This is a genomic window from Pseudomonas moraviensis subsp. stanleyae, assembly GCF_036283065.1.
Lineage (GTDB): Bacteria > Pseudomonadota > Gammaproteobacteria > Pseudomonadales > Pseudomonadaceae > Aquipseudomonas > Aquipseudomonas stanleyae.
Genome location: NZ_JAADJI010000002.1, coordinates 445939 through 468262, shown reverse-complemented (window position 1 = coordinate 468262; position 22324 = coordinate 445939). Strand labels below are relative to the sequence as shown.

The following is a 22324-nucleotide window of genomic DNA, read 5'->3' as shown; positions in this document are numbered from 1 at the left end:
CATTGGCGGTTTTGCCCTTCGTTCTGGCCTATTCGTAAAGGTTTTCACCTCATGCGTCGAACTCTGCTTTCCATTTGTGTGCTGCAGGCGTTGTCTTCTTCCTCGTGGGCTGAACCAGCCGATCCGACTTCATCAACGCTCGAGCTGGACGCCACCGATGTGGTCGGCACAGCTGATTACGAAAGGGCAGACGGTCCGGTGCAAGGCTATCGCGCCACTCGTTCGGCCAGCGCTACGCGCACCGACACCTCGATCCATGAAACCCCGCAATCGATCAGCGTGGTGACCAAGGATGTCGTCGAAGACCTCAGCGCGACCCGTTTGCAGGATGCGCTGGATTACGCTGGCGGCGTCGGTCGGGCGAACAATTTCGGCGGGCAGGGCCTGACCACGTTTACCGTGCGCGGCTTCACCACCGGCGAGTTCTACCGCAACGGTTTCCCGATCAACCGTGGCTACCCGAACATGCCCGACGCCAACACCATCGAGCGTCTGGAGGTGCTGCGCGGCCCGGCGACCATGCTCTATGGCCGTGGCGATCCCGGCGGTACCTTCAACGTGGTGTCGAAACAGCCGTTGCCCGAGCGCACGGTCACGTTGGGCAGCCAGTTGAATGACCAGGGCATGAAGCGCGGCACCCTCGACGCTTCCGGGCCGCTCGACGAAGAAGGGCGCCTGGCCTATCGCTTGAATGTGGTGGGCGAGGGCGGCGACACCTTCCGCGATCATGTCGAGACCGAGCGCTACGGCATCACCCCGGTGCTGAGCTGGCAGGCAACCGACGCGACCAAGCTGATTTTCGAAGGCGACTTCATGCGCAACAACGCGCCGCTCGACCGTGGCCTGACGCGCTATCCGGCGCAGATCGGCACTGCCTCGCGCGACACGTTCTTTGGCGAGAAGGACGTCGGCAAACTGCACAACGACAACAACATGGCGCAGCTGCGTTTCGAGCACATGCTCAACGACGACTGGACCCTGGGCGGTGGTTTCCAGTGGCTCGACGGCTCGCTCAAGGGCGACGCGATCGAAGCCAACGGCATTGCCGCTGACGGCCGTACGCTGGGACGCAATTTCAACTACCGCAAGCTGGAATGGACCGACAAGGACACTCAGCTCAACCTCACCGGCCACTTCGACACCGGCGGTCTGCAGCACACCTTGCTCACTGGCATCGAGTACGAAGATTACGACTACAAGTCGATCATCCAGCGCTCCAGCGGCGCGGTCAGTGCCTACCCGATCGACATCTTCAATCCGGTCTACGGCCAGCCGCGCCCGGCGCTGACCCGCACGCCGACGCACGACAAGGAAAACCTCAAGACCTACGCCGCGTTCGTCCAGGATCAGGTGGCGCTGACCGACAAACTGAAAGTGCTGGCCGGCGCGCGTTTCGAGCGCTTCGAACACGATTACCAAACCTACGTGCCCGGCGGCAAGAGCTGGCAGGCCAGCGACAACGCCGTCACCCCGCGTATCGGCGTCACCTACGATCTGAGCGAAACCCTGGCGGTTTACGCCAACACCGCGCGCTCGTTCAAGCCCAATACCGGCGCCAGTCGCGAAGGCGGCGGCTTCGCTCCGGAGAAAGGCAAGTCCTACGAGATGGGCGTGAAGTGGGAGGCGCTGGACCAGCAGTTGAGCGTCGACGCAGCGATCTACCAGATCGAAAAACGCAACGTGCTGACCACCGACCCGGTGGATTCCACCTTCAGCGTCGCCGCCGGTGAAGTACGCAGCCGTGGTTTCGACGTCAACGTCACCGGCAATCTCACCCCGGAATGGCGAGTGGTCGGCGGTTACGCTTACGTCGACGCCGAGGTGACCAAGGACAACACGCTGCGCTCCGGCACCCGCCTGCTGAACATCCCGAAGAACAGCTTCAGCCTGCTCAACATGTACGAGTTCCAGGACGGCACGCTCAAAGGCCTTGGCCTGGGCACCGGCCTGAAATACGTCGACGAGCGCGCCGGGCAGACGGCCAACACCGCGTTCTCCATGGGCAGTTACACCGTGGTCGACCTGCTGAGCTTCTACAAGGTCAACGACAAGGTGCGGCTCAATCTCGACGTGAAAAACATCTTCGATCGCGACTACGAAGAAGGCGCCTTCGGCAACGTTTACGCCTATCCGGGCGCGCCGCGAACCGTGCAGGTGGGGATTTCCTACACGCTGTAAATCGCCGCACAGGTTGCCGCCGCGCCATGGTGGCCTGGGAGTGGCATGTCGAGATCAGACATCGGCATGCCGCACTCAGGCTAGTTGGGCGGCGGTCGGGCCACGTAAGGTGAAGCATCGTTTCGTCGGCAAAGCGTCTGCGTCGCTGCTTTCGCCTGAAGTCGACACAGGAAATGATGATCGCCTGACGCTCAGTCAGTGGCCCAAACGTCGATCATGAGAACAATAAGAACCCATGAATAGCCTGAACCCCAAGGACTCCAACGGTCAGTTGGCGCAAGGTTTCAAACCGCGTCACGTCACCATGCTTTCGATTGCCGGCATCATCGGCGCAGGACTTTTCGTTGGCTCAGGCCACGCCATCGCCGCCGCAGGACCTGCGGTGCTGCTCGCTTATCTGTTCTCCGGTCTATTGGTCGTGCTGGTGATGCGCATGCTCGGCGAAATGGCCGTGGCGCATCCCGACACCGGCTCGTTTTCCACCTACGCCGATCAGGCGATCGGCCGCTGGGCCGGGTTCACCATCGGCTGGCTCTACTGGTGGTTCTGGGTGCTGGTGATTCCGATCGAAGCACTGGCCGCCGGGCACGTACTCAATCAATGGTTTCCCCAGGTCGACGCGTGGTTGTTCGCCTTGCTGTCGATCGTGCTGCTGGTGATCACCAACCTGTTCAGCGTGTCGAAATACGGCGAGTTCGAATTCTGGTTCGCCATGGCCAAGGTTATCGCGATCATCGGATTCATCGGCCTGGGCTTTGCGGTGCTGATGGGCTGGATTCCCGAGCGCGAAGCCAGCGGCTTGAGCTCGCTGATGGCCGAGCACGGCGGCTTCGCGCCGAACGGCATGTCAGCGGTGGTCGGCGCTTTCATCACCATCATGTTCAGTTTCATCGGCACCGAAGCGGTGACCATCGCCGCTGCGGAGTCGAACAACCCGGCGCAGAACATCGCCAAGGCCACACGCTCGGTAATCTGGCGCATCGGCATCTTCTATCTGCTGTCGATCTTCGTGGTGATTTCCGTGGTGCCGTGGAACGACCCGCAACTCGCCTCGGTCGGTTCCTATCAGCGCGCACTGGAGCTGATGAACATCCCCAACGCCAAATTTCTCGTCGACGTGGTCGTGTTGATCGCGGTGGCCAGTTGCATGAACTCGTCGATCTACATTTCCTCACGCATGCTCTATTCGCTGGGCCGACGCGGCGATGCGCCGCCGGCATTGAAAGTGACCTCGGCCGCCGGTGTGCCACGGGCGGCGGTCATCGCCAGCACCGTGATCGGCGCGGGCGTGACCTTGCTCAGCTACTTCATGCCGGCCGGGCTGTTCCAGTTCCTGCTCGCCAGCTCCGGGGCGATTGCCTTGCTGGTGTATCTGGTGATCGCCATTTCGCAGTTGCGAATGCGCCGCCGACTGGAACGGGAGAAGGTCGAAATGACTCTGCGCATGTGGCTGTTCCCCTGGCTCACCTGGCTGGTCATCGCTTTCATCTGCGCGGCTCTGGCGGTGATGATGATCACCCCTGAACATCGCATGGAAGTGAGCTCGACAATCGGCTTGGCGCTGCTGATCTCGTTCATCGGATTGGCCACCAGCCGCCAGCATCGGCCGGCGGGCAGAGTGGCGGCTGCGAGCAAAGCCTAAGCAAACAGCGCCTTGAGCCCGCGTGAAAACCAGCCGTTCGGGCTCAAGCGCAAATCTGCATGTTGATGGGCCGAGCTGTTCATCGCGCAGGTTTCCCCGGCGAGCGAGCCCATCAGTTGCGGCAGTAAAAAACTGCGTTCGCATTCACTGGCGGACAGTCCGGTTTTCTCTTGCGGCCAAACGACGTTGGTTTCGGCAAACGGCTTCATGGCACACCTCCTCAAAATTCAAACGTCCAGCACCAGGGTGTCGCTTCCCTGCGCCGGGGCGGCGCAGCAGATCAGCACTTCATCGTCCGCCAGGCGCATGGCCGGCGGGGTCAGGTAATGCACCTGGCCGCTGCTCAGGCGGGTTTTGCAGGTGCCGCACGAACCGCCGCGGCAGCTGAATTCCGGATTCAGACCACGTGCCTCGGCCAGTTCCAGCAAGGTGCCGCTGCCCGGTTCCCAGCGCGCCTCCTTGCCGGACGTGGCGAACAACACCTTGACCGGTTCTTCCGCGACCGGCACTTGCGGCGGCGCCGGGGTGCTGATTTCGACATCGCGGATCAGCGTCGAAGGGCCGAAGGTTTCGGCGTGGATGCGGTCATCGGGAATGCGCATCTTGCGCAGTCCGTCGTACAGCGCCTGGGTAAAGCTGCCCGGGCCGCACAGGTAGAAATCGTAGTCATCCAGCGGCAGCAGGCTCTTCAGCAAGGCGATGTCGATGCGCCCGGGATGATCGTAACCCTGCGCTGTTGCCTCCAGCGGCGGCTGGCTGACCACCCGCAGCACTTTGACCTTGTCCCCGGCGCGCGCCGCCAGGGCATCGATTTCTTCGCGAAAGGCCAGATCTTCGACAGTACGACTGCTTTGCACCACCCAGGTCGGGCGCATGCGGCTGATGCGTTTGCCCTGATAGACCACTTCGCGCAGCATCGACAGCAACGGTGTCACCCCGACCCCGGCGGCGAGCAGCACCAGCGGGCGGCGTTCGGTGGCGTCGACGGTAAAGTCGCCTTGCGGCGCGCGGGCTTCGATCAAATCCAGTGCCTGGACCCGATCATGCAGATGTGAGGATACCGAGCCATCGCGTTTGACGCTGATACGGAGAAACTCGTCCGATGGCGCGCTGGACACGCTGTAAGTGCGGATCGATGCGGCATCCTGGCCGTCGAGCAAAATCTTGATCGGCAAGTGCTGGCCCGGTTCGAAGCGCGGCAGGCCGAAGCCGTCGTTGGCTTGCAGGTAAAAGGAGCGGATCTGCGGACTCTCATCGACCACCCGTGTGACGTGCAGCGCACGCCACTGATTGCGCAGCGCCTCGGCCTGCAAACGCTCGCGGGTCTGTTCCCAGCTGCCGGTCATCTGCGAATTGGGCGAATCGCCTTGCGGCTGCTGGGCCCAGCGCAGCGGCAACGCCGCCTGACGGTAAACGATGCGCTGCGGCTTGAAGCGCCACAGACGCTCGGCGCCCTGGAACGCGGCGATCTGCGGATCGTCGAGCAACACTTCGGCACTGCCGGTCATCTGCAACAGATCGCCACTTTCAAAATCGATAAACGTCAGCCCGGCGCGCGGGTTGAGCAGGATGTTGCCGAGGGTGTTGAAGAACAGATTGCCGGAGAAATCAGGGACGGTCAGGGTGCCGTCCTCGTCCATGTGCACGAAGCCGGATTTGCCGCCGCGATGGGATACATCCACCTGACGCTCACCGTCGCGCACCACATATGTGGCGACATAGAACGAATCGGCGGCGGTGATCATGTCGCGCACCACGGGTTCGCTGACCGGCAAGTCGAGCGCGGTGTCGGTGGTTTCGTCGACGAAGGCGTAATGGCGCAGGTTGATGTAGCGCGGGCAATTGCCGTATGCCTGGGTCACGCCGATCTCGAGGCTGTTGTCATCGCGGCGGCTGATGTTGCCGTTCATGCGATTGCGCCGGCGAGTGTGCAGCTCGATGCCGAGCATGCCGATCGCGTCGCCGGGTTGCAGGCCTTGATTGGCCGGGTCGTTGGGCTGCGCGTCGAGTTTGATTTTCAGCACCTGCGGCGATGGCGAATCCATGAACCCCGGCTGGCCAGTGCGCAACGTCGCCCACGCATCGCCTTGGCTATCGACGGCGCCGAGCACGACGAAGGGCAGTTGCGCATAGAACTCGCGGTGCTGGTCCGGCATCCAGTCGCGGGCCAGTTGCCGCTGGCCGACACCGACCATCATTTCCACCGCGCCGACGGCACGTTGCAGGGTCAGCTCACCTTCGTGCCAGGGCGAGGTCTGCGCTTTCGACGCTGTGTCCATTTCGATTCTCCTCGTGTGCAAACGGGGCGGTGAGCCGCCAGGGGCTGAAGCTCAAGTGGGCTCATGTTCGCCCTCGGCCGGTTGCGAGGGAATGGCCAGAAACTGCAATCCACTGTTTCACTCGGTGAAATGATCCATGGGCGCGCCTAAGGACGAGGATGATTATTTCACTGGCTGAAATGCTCGATTGTATTGAGTGAGGATTCCGCGATTTGCGGCACGGGAGCAGGATGAGCCCCATCGACACGATCAGCGGGTCGACTTCGAATAATTCAGGAGCACGTCATGTCCCAGTCAGCCGTCAAACTGTATCGCCATCCGTTGTCCGGCCACTCGCACCGCGTCGAGTTGATGCTGTCCCTGCTGGACGTTCCGACCGAACTGGTGTTCGTCGACCTGATGAAGGGCGCACACAAAACCCCTGAATTTCTTGCCCTCAACCGTTTCGGCCAGGTGCCGGTGATTGACGACAACGGCACGGTGCTCGCTGATTCCAACGGCATTCTGGTTTATCTAGCGAGCAAATACGGCAACGGCCAGTGGCTGCCGAGCGACCCGGTCGAGCAAGCCAAAGTGCAGCGCTGGTTATCGGTGGCTGCCGGGCAGATCAGCTCCGGCCCGGCCACGGCGCGCTTGATCACTGTGTTCGGTGCCGGTTACGACGCGGCTGATGCGATCAAACGTTCCCATGCTTTGTTGCAAGTGATGGACGACGAACTGGTCAACAGCGCATTCCTCGCCGGTGACAAGGCAACCGTCGCCGATGTCGCCGCCTACACTTACGTCGCCCACGCACCGGAAGGCAATGTCTCGCTGGAGGATTATCCGAATGTGCAGGCGTGGCTGGCGCGGGTCGAGGCACTGCCGAAATTCGTCGGCATGCAGCGCACGGCGGTGGGCCTGCAAAGCGCTTGACTCACGACTACGCAAATCCCCTGTGGGAGCGAGCCTGCTCGCGAAAACGGTGTGCCATTCAACGGTGATGTTGACTGTGCGGACGCCATCGCGAGCAGGCTCGCTCCCACAGGTTTTGCGTCAGCTTTGCCATCTATGTATTGGAAGACAATGTCTCGCTGAAGGAATATCCGAATGTGCGGGCGTACTGGCGGGAGTTGAAGCATTGCCCAAATTTAACTGTGTACACCAACTCCTGTGGGAGCGAGCCTGCTCGCGAAAGCGGTGGTCATTCAACGGTGCGGTTGACTGTGCGGACGCCATCGCGAGCAGGCTCGCTCCCACAGGTTTTGCGTCAGCTTTGCCATCCATGTATTGGAAGACAATGTCTCGCTGAAGGAATATCCGAATGTCCGGGCGTACTGGCGGGAGTTGAAGCATTGCCAAATTTAACTGTGTACACCAACCCCTGTGGGAGCGAGCCTGCTCGCGAAGGCTTTCTGTCAGTCAACATCAGCGTTGAATGACACACCGCTTTCGCGAGCAGGCTCGCTCCCACATGATTTCACTGTGTTTTCGAGTTTTTTTACAGGTTCCCGCCTATGGATCGTTTTCAGGAAATGCGCATGTTCCTGGCCGTGGCCGAGGAGGGTGGTTTTGCTGCGGCGGCCCGGCGTTTGAATACCTCGCCACCCAGCGTCACCCGCGCCATTGCCGCGCTGGAACAACGCATCGGCACGCGTCTGTTGTCGCGCACCACGCGCAGCCTGCACCTGACCGAAGCCGGGCATCGTTATCTGGACGATTGCCGAAGAATTCTGTGCGACGTCGACGAAGCCGAAGAGGCGGCCGCCGGCAGTTATCGGGTGCCGTGCGGGCATTTGAGCGTGACCGCATCGGTGTTGTTTGGCGAGTTGTTCATCGCGCCGTTGCTGGCGCAATACGTCGACGCGTTTCCTTCGGTGCATCTGAAGGCCTTGCTGGTCGATCGCGTGGTGAACATGGCGGAAGAGGGTATCGATGTCGCCGTACGCATCGGCCATCTGCACGAAAACAATCAGCATGCAATCAAGGTCGGCGAGGTCCGCCAAGTGATTTGCGGCACCCCCGATTACTTCGCCCGCTATGGCCGTCCGCAACATCCGAACGAGTTGAGCCGCGCCAATATCGTCATGTCGTCCGCCAGTCATTTGCTCAGCGATTGGCAATTCGCCCATGCCGACGGGCCGTTGAGTTTTCGCTTCGAGCCGCGTCTGGTGGTCACGGCGAATCAGGCGGCGATCAACATTGCCTGCTCCGGTTGGGGCATTACCCGGGTGCTGTCTTATCAAGTCGCCAGCCAGGTTGCGGCCGGAGAACTGGAGCTGGTGCTGGAGGGCTTTGAGCCCCCGGCGTTACCAGTGCAACTGGTCTATCTGAAACATCCGCGCGTACCGGCGAAGGTGCGCACGTTCGTGGATTTTCTCAGCGAACGACTCCAAGACCACCCAGCGCTGAAAGCCGTGAACAGGGTTCACGGCTAACGCTTCAGCGATTTCTATTTCGCTGCCGCAGCCGTTTCGATCAGGCTGGCGACGGCTTTCGGGTTGGACACCATCACCACGTGCGAGGCGCCTTTGACCACGACGGTCTGCCTGGAGTGCGCGCGCTCGGCCATGAACGCCAGGGCTTGCGCCGGGATGTTCTTGTCCTGGTCACCGTAGACAAAGTACGACGGCACGGTTTTCCATGCAGGCTCGGTGGCGGCTTCGTTGAGCGCGGCGACGGTCACCGGGCGCTGGGTGGCGGCCATCAATTTCGCATCTGCCGGGGAAACGTCGGCAGCGAACTGCTCGTGGAATTTGTCCTGCTGGATGTACAAATCCTTGCCGCCGTCGGCCAATTCAACCGGCGCTGACAAGGTCGGGCCGAGGGTGCTGCCGGGGAAACGTCCGGACAATTCAGCTGCGGTTTCACCCTTTTCCGGGGCGAACGCGGCGACGTACACCAGCGCTTTGACATTGGCGTTGCCGTAAGCGGCTTCGCTGATCACCGGACCACCGTAGGAGTGGCCGACCAGCACCACCGGGGTTTTCACGCTGGCCAGCACATCCGCCACCGATTGCGCATCACTCTTGACCGAGCGCAGCGGGTTGGCAGCGGCGATCACCGGGTAGCCATCCTTTTCGAGAATCTTGACCACACCGTTCCAGCTGCTCGAATCGGCGAAGGCACCGTGCACCAGTACCACGGTAGGTTTCACCGGCGCGGCGAACGCAGCGGTGGCACCGAACATGGCGGCGGTGAGGGCGAGGGTAGCGAAGACTTTGTTCATGGTGGTGTCCTGTCGATTGATTAAAGTAGGAATGGAAGCGACAGGGGTATTTAGCGCGCTAAATGTGTCAGTTCTGTGTGCGCAGGGCCGAACTTCGCATGCGAATGTATCTGTGTCGGCGAAAGCTACACGCTGATACAAACGTCGCCGATGGCTCAGCCTTGGCCAATGACTGCAGCGGACTCGAACTGTTCAGTTCGCTGCAGCGTTTCCGGAACACCGATCAACAACAGCAGGAACGCTGCCGCTGCAACCCCGGCGAGAGTCAGGAATGCGGCGCCGTAACCGGCGGCCTCGACGACAAAGCCTGCCAGGCCATTGCTCAACGCCGCGCCCAGGCCAAACGCCGTCGTCAGTGCGCCGAGGCTGACATTGAAATGCCCGGAGCCGAGAGTGAGATCCTTGACCATCACCGGGAACAGCGCACCGAAAAGGCCGGCACCGACGCCGTCGAGTAACTGCACGGCGACCAGCCAGTACGGATCATTCGAGAAGGTGTAGAGCAACCCGCGCAACGGCAGGATCAGAAAACCCGCCAGCAACAACGGTTTGCGCCCCCACACATCGGCTTTCGCACCGGCCAGCAGCGCCATCGGCACCATGACCAGTTGCGCGGCGACGATGCACGCCGAGGTCAGCGGCGTGGCCATGTGCAAATTTGCCTGCGCGAGTTTCTGGCTCACCAGCGGTAGCATCGCCGCGTTGGCCAAATGGAACAGCGCGCAGCACAGAGCAAACATCAACAGCGGTCGATTGCTCAGCAGCACCTTGAACCCGGATGGCTGATGGCTGCGATCGCCAGGTTGCAGACCGCGCGCGACGTCATGATCTATCGCCTCGGCCGAGACGAACAGCACGGCAATCACACTGGCCAGCGCCATGACCGCCATCAAATAAAACACCGCGACCGGACCGAACAGATAGGCAAACAAACCGGCCAACAAAGCGGCGCACGCATTGCCGGCGTGGTTGAACGTCTCGTTGCGGCCAGTGCGTCGGGTAAACGCTCGTGGGCCAGTGATGCCCAGGGTGATCGCCGAGATCGCCGGAGCGAAAATCGATGCTGCCGCAGCGCTCAGCGCCTGGGTCAACGCCACCAGAGTGAATGAAGAAATGAATGGCAGCAGCAGACAACTCACCGTGACCAGCAACGCAGCGATGATGATCAGCCCACGTTTCGCCCGGCTGCTGTCAACCAGCGCACCCGCCGGCGTCTGCGTGACCAGCGCGGCGATACCGGCGAGGGTCATGACCACGCCGATGCTGGCCGGGTCCCAGTGATGCACGGCGAGCAGGTAGATGGCGAGGTATGGGCCGAGGCCGTCGCGGACATCGGCGAGGAAGAAATTCAGACTGTCCAGCGAGCGGTTGTTGCGGCGATCGAGGTGATTGATCACGGGACAGTCTCTTGAACGGAAGGTCTGCGTGAATGTATCGACCTCGGCAAACCTAATGACCGAAGCGGTGGCGGATTAGTTGCAGGGCTGCGGAGCAGTTGCTGCTCCACAGAAATTTACTTATCAGAGGTTTGCAGTACCTCGATCCACAATGCGCCTTTGCCTGATGCGGCTTCACCGACACGCTTCAAGGCGCCGTTCTTGCTTACGGAATATGTACCGACCTTGGCGCTTTTCTCTCCGGTGACCAGCAACCAGCGGCCGTTGGGTGAGAAGGCGATGTTGCGTGGTTGCTGTTCCTGCACTGGGTAGTTGTCTAGAAAGGCCAGTTGTCCTGTTGCCGGATCCACGGAAAATGCCGAGACGCTGCTGCTGGTGCGCTCACTCATCAGCAGCAGCTTTCCATCCGGCGACATACGCAGGTCAGCCGCCCAGATGCGCGGGGTCGGGTCGTCTTTCAGATAATTGTTGCGCGCATCGCGGACTTCGCCGTGGGCCAGCTTCAATCGCTCGGGAATGCCATTCGCCTCGGCGATTTGCGTTAATGCGCCGCTGGTTTCGTCGATTGAAAACGCGGTCACGGTGCCGCTCATTTCGCCAACCACGTAAAGGAATTTGCCGTTCGGCGAGAATGCCAGGTGCCGAGGGCCGGTTTTCTCCGGGACACTGACCGAGCCGCTGCCGATCGGGCTGAGCTCACCGGTCTGGGCATCCAGGCGATATTGCAGAACCTTGTCGGTACCCAGGTTGCCGGCGTAGGCAAAGCGATTGCTCGGCTCGGTGCGAATCGAATGCGCATGCAGGCCGGTCGGGTAACGCAGGATGTTGGCGGAAGGCTGATGATCCTCGCCGATCTTCTGCACAGTGAGGGTATCTGCGCCGTAGGACGCAGCGAGCAGGTAGTGACCTTTTCGGTCGGTCGACAGGTAGGCCATGCTCTCTGCCAGAGGCGCCTGGGTAAACTTTGTCAAGTGACCGCTCCTGGCATCGATCCGGTAACCCAGCACCTGGAAGGGCTTGACCCGCAGGGCTGCAAACAGCACCTTGCCGTCCGGGGTAAGGGCCATGGGATTGACCTGATCACCGGCCTGGATCTGTTCAACCAGGGAGACCGCGCCGTTGTCCTGATCGAGTCGGTATTGCGAGATCAGACCGTCACCGGGACTTGAGATGTAAGCGTAGGTAGCGGCATTGGCAGTTACGCTCAGAGTTGAGGCGAGAGCAGCCATCAGGAAGGTTCTTTTCATCATTTCCGGCCTTATTATTTTTGTGATCAGTCATCCTATGACTAATTGGCGGGTGCTTCAATGGCTATCTCGCAGGATTGTCCTGGCGTTACGCTTGAGCAAGAGCTGCGAAATAGCCGCTCAAAATCAGGAAAAATGATCGAGGAGGGCGATAATTCGACAGTGTTGAAACATTTTTACATACTCTCCCATTAGCGTTGTTGTACGACATCCTACTAATGTGCCGAGCTGCATTCGTTCTCACAAAAACAATAACGGAGATACCCCTATGACGAGCATGCCTCCACTCGATCATCAGGCCGCCGCGAAACCGCAAAACCGTTTCACGCGCATGCTTAAACTGTTGGGCCCCGGAATCATTGCTGTGCTGTCGTGGCTCGGTGCAGGCGATCTGATCACGTCCTCGGTGGCCGGCGCGAATTACGGCTACGCCATGATGTGGGTGCTGGCAGTCTCGTTGTTGCTCAGGTACCTGATCGTCAACATCATTGCCCGCTTCCAGTTGTGCAATAACCAGGGCATGACCATTCTTCAGGGCTACGCCCAGCTCAATCCCGTATTTGCCTGGTTCATGCTGGTTTACGCCTTGCTGATGGGGCATTTGATGAATGCCTACATGATCAAGGGGGCAGGGGAGTCGCTGGCGATGCTGTTCAAGATCGATCAGCCATTGCTGTGCTCGGTGGCGGTGGTGTTGGCGGTCTGGATGCTGGTCGGGCGCAACATCTACACGATGATCGAAGGCGTGATGAAACTGCTGCTGGCAATCATGACCCTGGCGTTCATCGCTCTGGCGGTGATGTCCGGCCCGGATGTCACCGGCATCATCAAAGGCACCATCGGCTTCAGCATTCCGCCTGACGAAGGCGTGCATGGCGCGTTGCTGGTGGCGGTCTCGGTGATCGGCGCAGTGGCCGGTTCGATCGCCAACTTCGTCCACCCCTACGTCATGCGCCAGAAAGGCTGGACCGGCCCGCAGCACAAGCGCATTCAGCGTAACGATCTGCTGTTTGCGGTGTTCGTCGGGATCATCATCAACCTGGCGATCTGGATCGTCGGTGCGGAAATCCTGCGTCCCAACGGTATCGAGGTGAAAACCCTGGCTGACCTGGGCAAGGCGCTGGAAATCTACTTTGGCCCGATCGGTTGGTATGTGTTCTTCATCGGCGTGTTCGCCACGCTGTTTGCCAGTATTTCAGGCAAGACCACGGCGTTTCCGATGCTGATTACCGATGCCTTCCAGCACGTTCGCCCTGAGCGTCGCGAGAAGTATGGCAAAGAGTTTCATCATGACCCGATGCACAAGTGGTTCATGCTGTTCATCCTGGTCACGCCGCTGATCTGGTCGATGCCGGGCATGCCGGATTTCGTCACCCTGACCATTGGTGTCAGCGCGCTGAACATCATTGGCTTGCCGGTGATTTCCCTGGGCTTGCTGATCATGTCCAACCAGAAATCACTGCTGGACAAGCAATATCGCAACAACCTGTTTGAAAACATCGCGCTGCTGTTTGCCACTGGGCTGGCGCTGTGGGTGGCCTTTCAACTGGGCGTTGATCTGTTCACGTGATGACGAGCAGTCGAGGGGGCACATGCCCCCTCGAATCGCCGCTTACAACGGCACATCCATTTCGATCCTGCGCCAGGCGGCTTCGGAAAAGCTGTACACCGAGAAGGCGATCAGCCCCAACGCCATCAGCATCAACAGCACGCCGCCAGCCGGCAGATTCTGCAAAGCATCCAGCGCTTCCTTCATGCCGGGTGGATTGGTCGCTTGGTAAACCGAGCCGCTGACTGCCATCAACACTGCAATCTCGATAAACACCACGCCTCGGGCGATCAAGCCAAAGCGCGATACCGGGCGCACGTAACGCATCACGTCGTCATCAGCCTCGAAGTACTTCTCGAACGTGGCCTTCCAGCCTTTGATGATGTGGGCGATACCGACGCCGAGTGGGATCAGCGCGATCAGGTAGATAAACAGATTCGAGTGTTCGAACGACAGCAGATGCGCGAGCAGATCCTTGGTTTTGCCACCGCCGGAACCGCCCGCACTTTTCAGGCCACTGACCAGCAGGCCCAGAGCAAAGAACGCCAGCGCCGCGTTGACCAGCCCACCGGCGAGCAAACCTGCACGAATGACCAGGCCTTTGAGCTCTTTGCCGTGGTGGTCGATGTCACGAATCGCTTGCAGCGCCCGCCAGCCGGCGAAGGCAAGAAGGCCGGCGACCACCAGCCCAACCAGCACGTAGCCGAACGGCTGGCTGAGCAAGGCTTCGAGGCTCTTGTGGCTGTCTTTCGGTTTGGTGGAGTCGTGCGCTGCCAACAGCGCGAAAATGCCGATGATCAGATACAGAACACCGCGCGCGGCGTATCCGCCTCGGGCAAGCAGGACAAGCGTGTGTTGAGTGGACATGGGGGTTATTTCCAGGGAATCGATGTGAAGCAGACCCGTGGACGGGGCAGGGGTTCGATAAACGTTGCGCGCTACGTGGCGCTTCGATGACGTGCACATATCGGCCTGCCAATCAGTGCATCAAGGATTCGCTCCAGCGCTCTGGCGACGGAAGAACACTGTCACCTGGCCAACCTCCACACCCAACTTGGACATGCTGGTGCGGTTGATCAGCGTGTCCTCGTCGACCAGGTACATCCAGTCGTCCATGCTCATCTCGTAGGTCGAGCCGTCGACTGGCAGATTCAGGCGATAACGCCAGTGGAAGGTGTTGCCTGCTATCTGGCCCTGCGCAACGCCGACCACGTCATGCGCGCGGCCGCTCCACTGACCATTGCCGCCGGGAGTGAGGGTCCAGACTCGGCGTTCACGGGTGCCGTCGCTGTAAAGGAAACGCTCGTCGAGGATTAGATTGTTGCCTTCGCGGTGACTGGCAATTTCGACCACAAAACGCTTCGCCACTTCGCCGTTGCGCTTCTGGAACATCCCCCAGGCTTTGACAGGCTGGCTGAAAAAATGCTCCAGGTTCAATGCCGGTTGCTGGTCGGCGTAACGAGCAACATTGACACTGCCACAGCTTGCGATGCTGAGCGCCAGTGCGAACAGCAGCAGAAAACGGGTCATCTTCCTACTCCTTGAGCTTGTACAGTTAACAGACTGTGTATAGGCCTAGCGCCGTCCAATGAGCTGGAGAAACTCCTGCCGCGTCGTCGAGCTGTCGCGAAAGGCACCGAGCATGACAGAGGAGGTCATGATCGAATTCTGCTTCGCAACACCGCGCATCATCATGCACATGTGCCGCGCCTCAATGACCACCGCGACACCGGCGGCATCGGTGATCTGCTGGATGGCTTGAGCAATCTGCTGGGTGAGGTTTTCCTGAATCTGCAGACGCCGCGCGAACATATCGACGACCCGCGCCACCTTCGACAGCCCCAGCACCCGGCCAGTGGGGATGTACGCCACATGCGCCTTGCCGATAAACGGCAGCATGTGGTGCTCGCACAGCGAATAAAGCTCAATGTCGCTGACAATCACCATCTCATCGCTCTGCGACTCGAACAGCGCACCGTTGGTGACGTCTTCCAGATTCATCGCGTAACCGTTGCACAGGTATTGCATCGCCTTGGCGGCCCGCTGGGGCGTATCCAGCAAACCCTCGCGCTCCGGATTTTCACCGACGCCAACGAGGATTTCACGATAATGGCTGGCTAATAGTGGGCTCATTCGGGTTACTCGCAGCGGTGCGGGTTAGAGCTACTGTCGGATGAAAAGGTTGTACGGATATAGGTTAGTTGTATAGATTTTATTGAAGATAGGCTGAAAAGGATCAACTGACAACGCATCGGTGGTTTTTTTGTGCGGGTTTGGGATTTCAGGCAGGACAGACCTGGGGATAGGCTTGGAGAGTGGCTTGCTTGGGGCCGATATACGGGAATCTCGGCTGATAGCTGCCGGTGGTCGCGGTAACCGTAGCGATTTCAGGCGGGGGGATCCAGCAGGGAAATCAGGCGGGGCTCGATGCTGTCGGGTTGTATCTCGAGAATTGCCAGTGTGACCGGCAATTTGAAGCGCCGAGGGCCGGCGCTACCAGGGTTCACGTATAGACGATCGCCGCGCCATTCGATGCGCGGTTTGTGGGAATGGCCGGTGATGATGAGCTTTATGTCTGGATCCAGATCGGCAGGGACGTCGGCGATGTCGTGGACAAGGAGGGTGTGCCAGCCGTTGAGAGTGCAGGTCAGACGGTCGGGGAGGTCTTTAGCCCATGGGCTGCTGAGATCATTGTTGCCGCGCACGGCGTGGACGGGAGCAATTTTGGACAATTGGGCGAGGATGTCCGGGTTGCCGATGTCGCCGGCGTGGATGATCAGGTCACAGCCTTGGAGCGCGCCGATGGCTTCGGAGCGCAGGAGATTGTGAGTGTCGGATATCACGGCGGTTTTCATGGGCCAATTCTCCGTGGGCGTTTCGGGTAAGAGTGACTGTTTTCGACCCATTGCGGTCATTCCGTCTGAGGCGATGAGCTGGATGGCGTATACCAATGAACTCTTGAGTCGATATGAACGTGTTTTTGCTTCTGAGGCGTAAAGAGGCTGTCGAGTGTGCCCAGTGCAACCGATACCCAATCGGTGGATTCACCTTGGGAACGTGACCAATCAGAAGCTGCTTTCGAACCATAGCTGTCGCTTAACAGCAAATCTGGCAACATGTTTTCTCACAGGCTTGTCCTGAATCCATCGCAAAACCGAACTCACGAGTACTTTGATCCCATGGCCACAGGTCTTAGTGATGCCGAGCTTGATTACGTACTGGGGATGATTGAGAAAGCCCCAAACACCGAATTAAGTGTCATGTGTGAGCATCTGCAGATCGACAGCCGCGATCTTCTCAATCGATTGGCGATCTCAGTGGCAAGACTGTTTATCACCGGCGGCAGCGATTTTCACTACTGTGATGAGGTGATGAATATTGTCATCAGCGATATCGTCGACCTGTCCATGCACGCAGAGATGCCCGAGCCGGCATTTTCGATCTATCAGGCATTTGATGCGGGCGAGTATTGGCACAGCGGCGATGACCGGGACGTATTCCCTTGGGAGAGGTGGACGCGGCCAGAGCTTGAGAGAATTTTGCGCGAGGTCAGCGGTTGATGACCAGGTTGAAGGTGCCCGCGGTAAAGCGGGCACCGTTTCCTTCAAGAGAAAATAGGCTGCCCGCCTGATTACCAGTTGTAACTCAGTTTGGCGGTGATCTCGCGGCCCGGGTTGTAGAAGTTGGCCGTGCCGGAACCGACCACGTGCTGCTCATCCAGCAGGTTGCTGACGTTCACCGCCAGGTCGGTGCCCTTGGCGATCTTGTAGTTGAAAGCGGCGTCGAACAGGGTGGTGCCATCGCTTTTGCCAGAGTTGGCCGCATCGAAGTAATAAGAGCCGACGTAGCGCGCACCCAAGCCAACGCTGACATCAGTGGCGGGCACGTCGTAGTAACTCCAGAGCGAAGCGGAATGCTTGGGTGCCGTGGCGAACTCGTTACCCTTCAGCGAGCTGCCGTCGTACAACGAACCGCGCAATACCTCGGACTCCATATAGGAATAGCCACCGATCAGGCTGAGGTTTTGCGTTACCTGCGCCTTGGCCTCCAGGTCGAGGCCTCGTGCCCGCGATTCGCCCACCGTCTGTTGCTCGATGATCCCGCTCGGCAGCACCACGGCGATGGTCACGTTTTCCTGGGTCAGGTCATACACGGCGGCGGAGAACAGTGCGTCCATGCCCATCGGCGCATACTTCACGCCGACTTCATACTGCCGGCCCGTCTGCGGGGTTACGCCAACCTGCGGCGGCGAGACGGATTCGACCATGCTCACGTAGGTAGACACTTCATCGTTGACGATGTAGGTCAACGCACCTCGGTAAGAGGTTTCGGAGAAGTTGTCTTTCTCAGTGGATTGCAGGCCTTTGCTGGTCAGGTCCATCGAGTCGTTGCGCACACCGCCGGTGACGATGAAACGCTCGTAGAACGACAGGTTCTGCTGCAGGAATACGGCCTTGTTGGTCGCGTCTCGTTTGTTCACGGCATACGGCGTGATTGAGCGTGAAACGCCAGTAAACACGGGATTGGCGATGTCGATCGGGGTTGTCAGGGCGTAGACCGAGCTTTCCCTGGTGGTCGAATCGAGGTACTCGACGCCCACCAGGCTGCTGCTGTCGATGTTCTCGAAGCGGGCATCGTATTGCAGCATCAGATTGCCGTTGAACTGATCGGCGTCAGTGTCCGTGCCAAACAGGTATCGATCGACGGTAGTACCGACACGGGCGGCGCTGTCGCTGAGGTACACGTAGCCAAAATCATCGGTCAACTTGCTGTAACGCAGATTGCTGCGCAGTACGAAACCGTTGTCGAAGTCATGGGTGATGTTACCGCTGAGACTGGTGCGCTCGACATCGTGAAAGTTGTAGCTGGGCTCGCCATAAAACTTGCTGCGGTCGTATTCCCTGTCCAGAGGATAACCGCCGCTGTTGGGCGAACTTTCGGTTTTCAGGTAATCCAGAATCACCGTGGCCGACGTGTAATCCGTCGGTGCCCAGGTGAGCCCCCCCATAAATAACTGGTTGTCGTCCTGTGAGTGATCGTACTCGCGGTCGCTGTTCTGGCCTTTGGCGGTGAAGCGGCCGGCCAGGGTTTTCTCGTCGTTCAGCGCATCGCCGACATCGATACCTGTCTCGACATGGTCGAACGACCCGTAAGTGACATAGCCTTGGCCAAACTTCTCGAAGCGCGGCTGTTTGGTCACGAAATTCACCGAACCGCCCGGGTCCGCAGGGCCAAACAGCGTGGAGTTGGCGCCACGCAGAATCTCGATGCGCTCATAGGCGAATGGATCTTCGCGTACGCCGCGCATCGAACTGAGGGTCAAGCCGTCACGGTAGGTGGTGGCCTGGAAGCCGCGGATCTGGAAGTAGTCGTTGCGGTCATCGGTACCATAGAAGTCACTGACCACGCCCGGCGTGTATTGCAGTGCTTCTTCCGTGGTACTGACGCTGCGTTGCTGCATTTCCTTGTTGGTCACCACCGACACCGATGCCGGAGTATTGAGAATGCTGGTTGCCACCTTGCCGCCAACCCACAGCTCTTTGGCGACTACCGAGTTGTCGTCGTCGTCGGCACTGACCCTGACCTTGGCATTGATGATCAGCGGGGCGAGGCGGTAGTCCTCGACATCCGTTGCGTCGAGCTCCAGCGGGCCGGCGGTCTTTGCTTGAGGCACCAGCAGGTAGGCATTCGGTCCTTGCTGCTCGATCTCCAATTCGCTGCCCTGCAGCAACGATGACAGCGCTGCCGACGTCTCGAGCGAGCCATTCACGCCAGCAGTCGTGCGATTGGCAACACTCGACGCGTCGAAGGAAAGACTGATGCCTGCCTCGCGCGCAAAACGGTCGAGTGCCGGCGCCAGTGGGCCGGGGGCGATGTTCCACTGCTTGATCTGATTGCTGTGATCAGCGCCCGAGGTTTGCGCCAGCGATGGCAATGCATAGCTGCTCACGATCAAACCCAAAATCGCACCGTGCATGGCTCGACTTAATGGATGGCGCTGCGAAACAGGGGACGAACTCATTTTCTCGCTCCAAGAAAGGACATCGGCAGACTGGCCTGTATTCCGGCCTTCCTTAGAGGTCGAACGAGAATGAGAAACCACCTCATTATTTTTCAGGTAGCAGGAAAATATTCAGGTGAACTCAGGTGGCAGCGGTTACGGTGACCCAATAACGGGTTCGGTAATCAATGTGCAGGCGCAGTGACTGCGCGATCAATGCCAGGACCCGATCGTTGTCGGCGAGCTGGAAAGTTCCGGAAACGCGTCGATCAGCGACCTCTTCGGCGCAGCGCAAGACTCCGGGGCGATAACGCGACAACTCTGCGATGAAGTCACCAAGGCGCATATGGTTCGCACTGATCACACCGTCACCCCAAGCCCATAGATCGAGGCCGTTGTCCCTGAACGTTCGGGCGTCACTTGATGTGAACAGCAGTTGATTTCCTGCCAGGACGTTGCGGCTCGCAGACGCTTGATCGGATCCGGGGAAAACCGTGACTGATCCTTCCTGAGCTGCGACCAGAGTGCCGTCGTCACGCTCGCGGACCAGAAAGCGCGAGCTGTGGGCGCGCATGATCCCGTCGCGTGATTGCACCCACAACGGTCGCGCTTGCGGCGAGTGTTGATCCGCGCCGACATTCACGATGATTTCACCACGTCGCAGAATGATCAGGCGTCGCTGGGCGTCGAAATCGCTGTCGACGGCGCTATCGCTGTTGAGCTGGACAAGGCTGCCATCATCGAGTCGAAAGCGTCGTTGCTCACCGGTGCTGCTGCGCTGCTGTGCAAGCATGGAGGGCAGGGGGGTGAAGTCGCGGCCGAGCCAGGCTGCGGTGCCCACAGTCGCCAATATGCCCAACAGCTTCAGGCTTTCCCGCCGGCGCATTCCATGCTGGGCGCCCTTAAGAGTTTGTCGAGCCAGCTGAGCTGGCACGCCTTCGAATTCATCGCCAAGCGTTTCCACACGCTGCCACGCCAATCCATGCTCTGGGCGCTGCTGCAGCCAGTGCTCAAAAGTGCGCTGTGTCTGTTCATCGGCTTGATTGAAGCGCAGGCGCACCAGCCATTGGATCGCCTGCTCGACAATGGCCGGATCCAGCGCCTGCGGCTCAGGCTTCGACATAACGCAAGCGATAGCAGTGCTGCAGGGCCGTGGCCAGGTCGCGTTCCACCGTCGCGCGGGAAACCCCCAGCCTTTCGGCGATTTGTGCGCAGGTCAGACCGTCGAGCCGGGCAAATAAAAACGCCTGGCGAACTCTCGGTTTAAGCGAGTCGAGCATGCGGTCTATGCGCTCCAGCGCATCGAGAATCATCAGCCGGCTTTCTTCCGAGGGCACCTCGTGATGAGGCAGCAAGGTGATGCTTTCCAGGTAGGCACGTTCGAGTTCGCGGCGACGGTACTGATCAATCATCAGACCACGGGCGATGCTGCTCAAATAGGCGCGTGGCTCGCGCAGAGCACCGGACTGGTGACGGTGTTTGAGCACACGGACGAAAGTGTCCTGGGCCAGATCTGCGGCGTTGTCGCGACAGCCGATGCGCCGAATCAGCCAGCCCTGTAACCACGAGAAGTGGGTGCGATAGAGCAGCCCTGGATCTGCAGTACCTAGTGTTTCGTCGCTACGCATCGGCATCCCGGGACATACATGATTGATAATGAATCGCATTCTACTCAGGCGATGGGCGTCAAGCAAATACGTCGCATGAAGCAATCAATGCAATAAGCCCCGTCCAAGCGGGGCTTATTAAAAAGGGATGTCAGATATTCTTTAAAGACTGGAGTTTATTCGCGAAGTGATGGCTTGAGCGTCCTTTGAACACGCTTCATGAATAATCGCACCACGCTTTACGACTTTTTCTTTAGCGCCAACGATTTCAGGATGTAAGCAACTACAACAAGGAGTCACCCCATGTTTGCCGGATTCGTCAAAGACCAGCGTCATGTCAACGGTGTGGACATTGCCTATCGCATTGGCGGGAGCGGGCCGAGCTTGCTGTTGCTGCACGGTCACCCGCAGACCCATGTCATTTGGCACAAGGTCGCCGAACAACTGGCCGAGCACTTCACAGTGATCGCCGCCGACCTGCGCGGTTATGGCGATAGCGGTAAGCCTCTAGCCAACGACGACCACACCAACTACTCCAAGCGCGAAATGGCCAAGGACGGTGTCGAGCTGATGAATTCCTTGGGCTTCGAACGCTTCTCTCTGCTGGCCCACGACCGTGGCGCCCGCGTTGCCCATCGCCTGGCGTTGGATCATCCGGCTGCGGTGCAGCGCATGGTGTTGCTCGACATCGCGCCCACCTTGTCGATGTACGCCCAGACCAACGAAGCATTTGCCCGTGCGTACTGGCACTGGTTTTTCCTGATCCGCCCGGCACCATTGCCGGAAACCCTGATCGAAGCCGACCCCCAAGCCTATCTGCGCAGCGTGATGGGCAGTCGTAGTGCAGGGCTCGAACCGTTTACTCACGAAGCTTTCGGCGAATACCTGCGCTGCCTCAAACTTCCGGGCGCCGCCCGGGGTATCTGTGAGGACTACCGCGCCAGCGCCAGCATAGATCTTGAGCATGACCGTGCCGACATCGAAGCCGGTCGTCACCTGAGTCTTCCGTTGCTGGTTTTATGGGGCGCCGAAGGCACGGTCGGCCGCTGCTTCGAACCGCTGAAGGAATGGCAGCAGGTCGCCACGGATGTTCGTGGCAAGGCGTTGTCCGCCGGCCATTACCTTGCCGAAGAAGTCCCAGAGGTTTTGCTCGCCGAGGCCATGGCTTTCCTGCGTTGACAAGCGCCTATTTGAGTCTTGAGTAACGACTGACTTT

General features: G+C 59.5%; 19 protein-coding genes. 7 read left to right on the top strand and 12 right to left on the bottom strand.

Annotation, left to right across the window (positions count from 1 at the left end):
* Positions 1–51 precede the first annotated feature (51 nt).
* Positions 52–2178: a TonB-dependent siderophore receptor gene (locus tag GXB78_RS04560; protein WP_329514493.1), complete on the top strand. Its 2127-nt coding sequence runs from the start codon at positions 52–54 to the stop codon at positions 2176–2178.
* A 235-nt stretch (positions 2179–2413) separates the two neighbouring features.
* Entirely contained in the window at positions 2414–3820 is a 1407-nt protein-coding gene (gene gabP / locus GXB78_RS04555) for a GABA permease (protein WP_329514492.1), read from the top strand.
* On the opposite strand, the gene GXB78_RS04550 is transcribed toward gabP, so the two are convergent.
* Together GXB78_RS04550 and GXB78_RS04545 are read right to left on the bottom strand one after the other, a co-directional pair.
* Positions 3817–4029: a hypothetical protein gene (locus GXB78_RS04550; protein WP_329514491.1), complete on the bottom strand. Its 213-nt coding sequence runs from the start codon at positions 4027–4029 to the stop codon at positions 3817–3819. The two genes, gabP and GXB78_RS04550, sit on opposite strands and share 4 nt — an antisense overlap.
* A gap of 18 nt (positions 4030–4047) precedes the next feature.
* Positions 4048–6099, bottom strand: a complete 2052-nt coding sequence (locus GXB78_RS04545; RefSeq protein ID WP_329514490.1) for a 2Fe-2S iron-sulfur cluster-binding protein — start codon at positions 6097–6099, stop codon at positions 4048–4050.
* 285 nt (positions 6100–6384) lie between these two features.
* Between GXB78_RS04545 and GXB78_RS04540 the strand changes: the two genes are divergently transcribed.
* The gene (locus GXB78_RS04540) at positions 6385–7014 is read left to right on the top strand and encodes a glutathione S-transferase family protein (protein WP_329514489.1); all 630 of its coding nucleotides are present in this window, start codon (positions 6385–6387) and stop codon (positions 7012–7014) included.
* Between the two features lie 581 nt (positions 7015–7595).
* Positions 7596–8516 carry a LysR family transcriptional regulator gene (locus tag GXB78_RS04530; protein WP_329514488.1) on the top strand — a complete coding sequence of 307 codons (921 nt, stop codon included), beginning with the start codon at positions 7596–7598 and terminating at the stop codon, positions 8514–8516.
* 14 nt (positions 8517–8530) lie between these two features.
* Here the strand turns inward: GXB78_RS04530 and GXB78_RS04525 are convergent, their stop codons facing one another.
* From GXB78_RS04525 to GXB78_RS04515, 3 genes are all read right to left on the bottom strand, one after another.
* The gene (locus GXB78_RS04525; protein WP_329514487.1) at positions 8531–9307 is read right to left on the bottom strand and encodes an alpha/beta fold hydrolase; all 777 of its coding nucleotides are present in this window, start codon (positions 9305–9307) and stop codon (positions 8531–8533) included.
* Positions 9308–9462: 155 nt separating this feature from the next.
* Positions 9463–10704: an MFS transporter gene (locus tag GXB78_RS04520; protein ID WP_329514486.1), complete on the bottom strand. Its 1242-nt coding sequence runs from the start codon at positions 10702–10704 to the stop codon at positions 9463–9465.
* Positions 10705–10820: 116 nt separating this feature from the next.
* A complete protein-coding gene (locus GXB78_RS04515; protein WP_408005102.1) occupies positions 10821–11954 on the bottom strand; it encodes a lactonase family protein in 1134 nt (377 codons plus the stop codon).
* 274 nt (positions 11955–12228) lie between these two features.
* Here GXB78_RS04515 and GXB78_RS04510 point away from each other — a divergent pair, with 274 nt between their 5' ends.
* The gene (locus GXB78_RS04510; protein WP_408005105.1) at positions 12229–13521 is read left to right on the top strand and encodes an Nramp family divalent metal transporter; all 1293 of its coding nucleotides are present in this window, start codon (positions 12229–12231) and stop codon (positions 13519–13521) included.
* A gap of 42 nt (positions 13522–13563) precedes the next feature.
* Here the strand turns inward: GXB78_RS04510 and GXB78_RS04505 are convergent, their stop codons facing one another.
* The 4 genes from GXB78_RS04505 to GXB78_RS04490 form a co-directional block, all read right to left on the bottom strand.
* Positions 13564–14367, bottom strand: a complete 804-nt coding sequence (locus GXB78_RS04505) for a DUF1206 domain-containing protein (RefSeq protein ID WP_329514483.1) — start codon at positions 14365–14367, stop codon at positions 13564–13566.
* 120 nt (positions 14368–14487) lie between these two features.
* Positions 14488–15030: a DUF3833 domain-containing protein gene (locus tag GXB78_RS04500; RefSeq protein WP_329514482.1), complete on the bottom strand. Its 543-nt coding sequence runs from the start codon at positions 15028–15030 to the stop codon at positions 14488–14490.
* A 45-nt stretch (positions 15031–15075) separates the two neighbouring features.
* Positions 15076–15633 (bottom strand): GTP cyclohydrolase I FolE, encoded by a 558-nt coding sequence (gene folE / locus GXB78_RS04495; protein WP_329514481.1) that lies wholly within the window; start codon positions 15631–15633, stop codon positions 15076–15078.
* Positions 15634–15887: 254 nt separating this feature from the next.
* Positions 15888–16355: a metallophosphoesterase family protein gene (locus GXB78_RS04490; RefSeq protein ID WP_329514480.1), complete on the bottom strand. Its 468-nt coding sequence runs from the start codon at positions 16353–16355 to the stop codon at positions 15888–15890.
* Positions 16356–16679: 324 nt separating this feature from the next.
* Here GXB78_RS04490 and GXB78_RS04485 point away from each other — a divergent pair, with 324 nt between their 5' ends.
* Complete coding sequence (locus GXB78_RS04485; RefSeq protein ID WP_329514479.1) at positions 16680–17060, top strand: hypothetical protein; 381 nt, start codon at positions 16680–16682, stop codon at positions 17058–17060.
* A gap of 71 nt (positions 17061–17131) precedes the next feature.
* Here GXB78_RS04485 and GXB78_RS04480 read toward each other — a convergent pair whose 3' ends face one another.
* The 3 genes from GXB78_RS04480 to GXB78_RS04470 all read right to left on the bottom strand — a co-directional run bounded on the left by GXB78_RS04480 (position 17132) and on the right by GXB78_RS04470 (position 21129).
* Complete coding sequence (locus GXB78_RS04480) at positions 17132–19522, bottom strand: TonB-dependent siderophore receptor (RefSeq protein ID WP_329514478.1); 2391 nt, start codon at positions 19520–19522, stop codon at positions 17132–17134.
* Positions 19523–19643: 121 nt separating this feature from the next.
* Positions 19644–20624 (bottom strand): FecR domain-containing protein, encoded by a 981-nt coding sequence (locus GXB78_RS04475; protein WP_329514477.1) that lies wholly within the window; start codon positions 20622–20624, stop codon positions 19644–19646.
* Positions 20611–21129: a sigma-70 family RNA polymerase sigma factor gene (locus GXB78_RS04470; protein ID WP_329514476.1), complete on the bottom strand. Its 519-nt coding sequence runs from the start codon at positions 21127–21129 to the stop codon at positions 20611–20613. Before GXB78_RS04470 ends, GXB78_RS04475 begins: the two co-directional genes overlap by 14 nt.
* 282 nt (positions 21130–21411) lie before the next feature.
* Between GXB78_RS04470 and GXB78_RS04465 the strand changes: the two genes are divergently transcribed.
* Positions 21412–22287 carry an alpha/beta fold hydrolase gene (locus GXB78_RS04465; RefSeq protein ID WP_329514475.1) on the top strand — a complete coding sequence of 292 codons (876 nt, stop codon included), beginning with the start codon at positions 21412–21414 and terminating at the stop codon, positions 22285–22287.
* Positions 22288–22324: the final 37 nt, after the last annotated feature.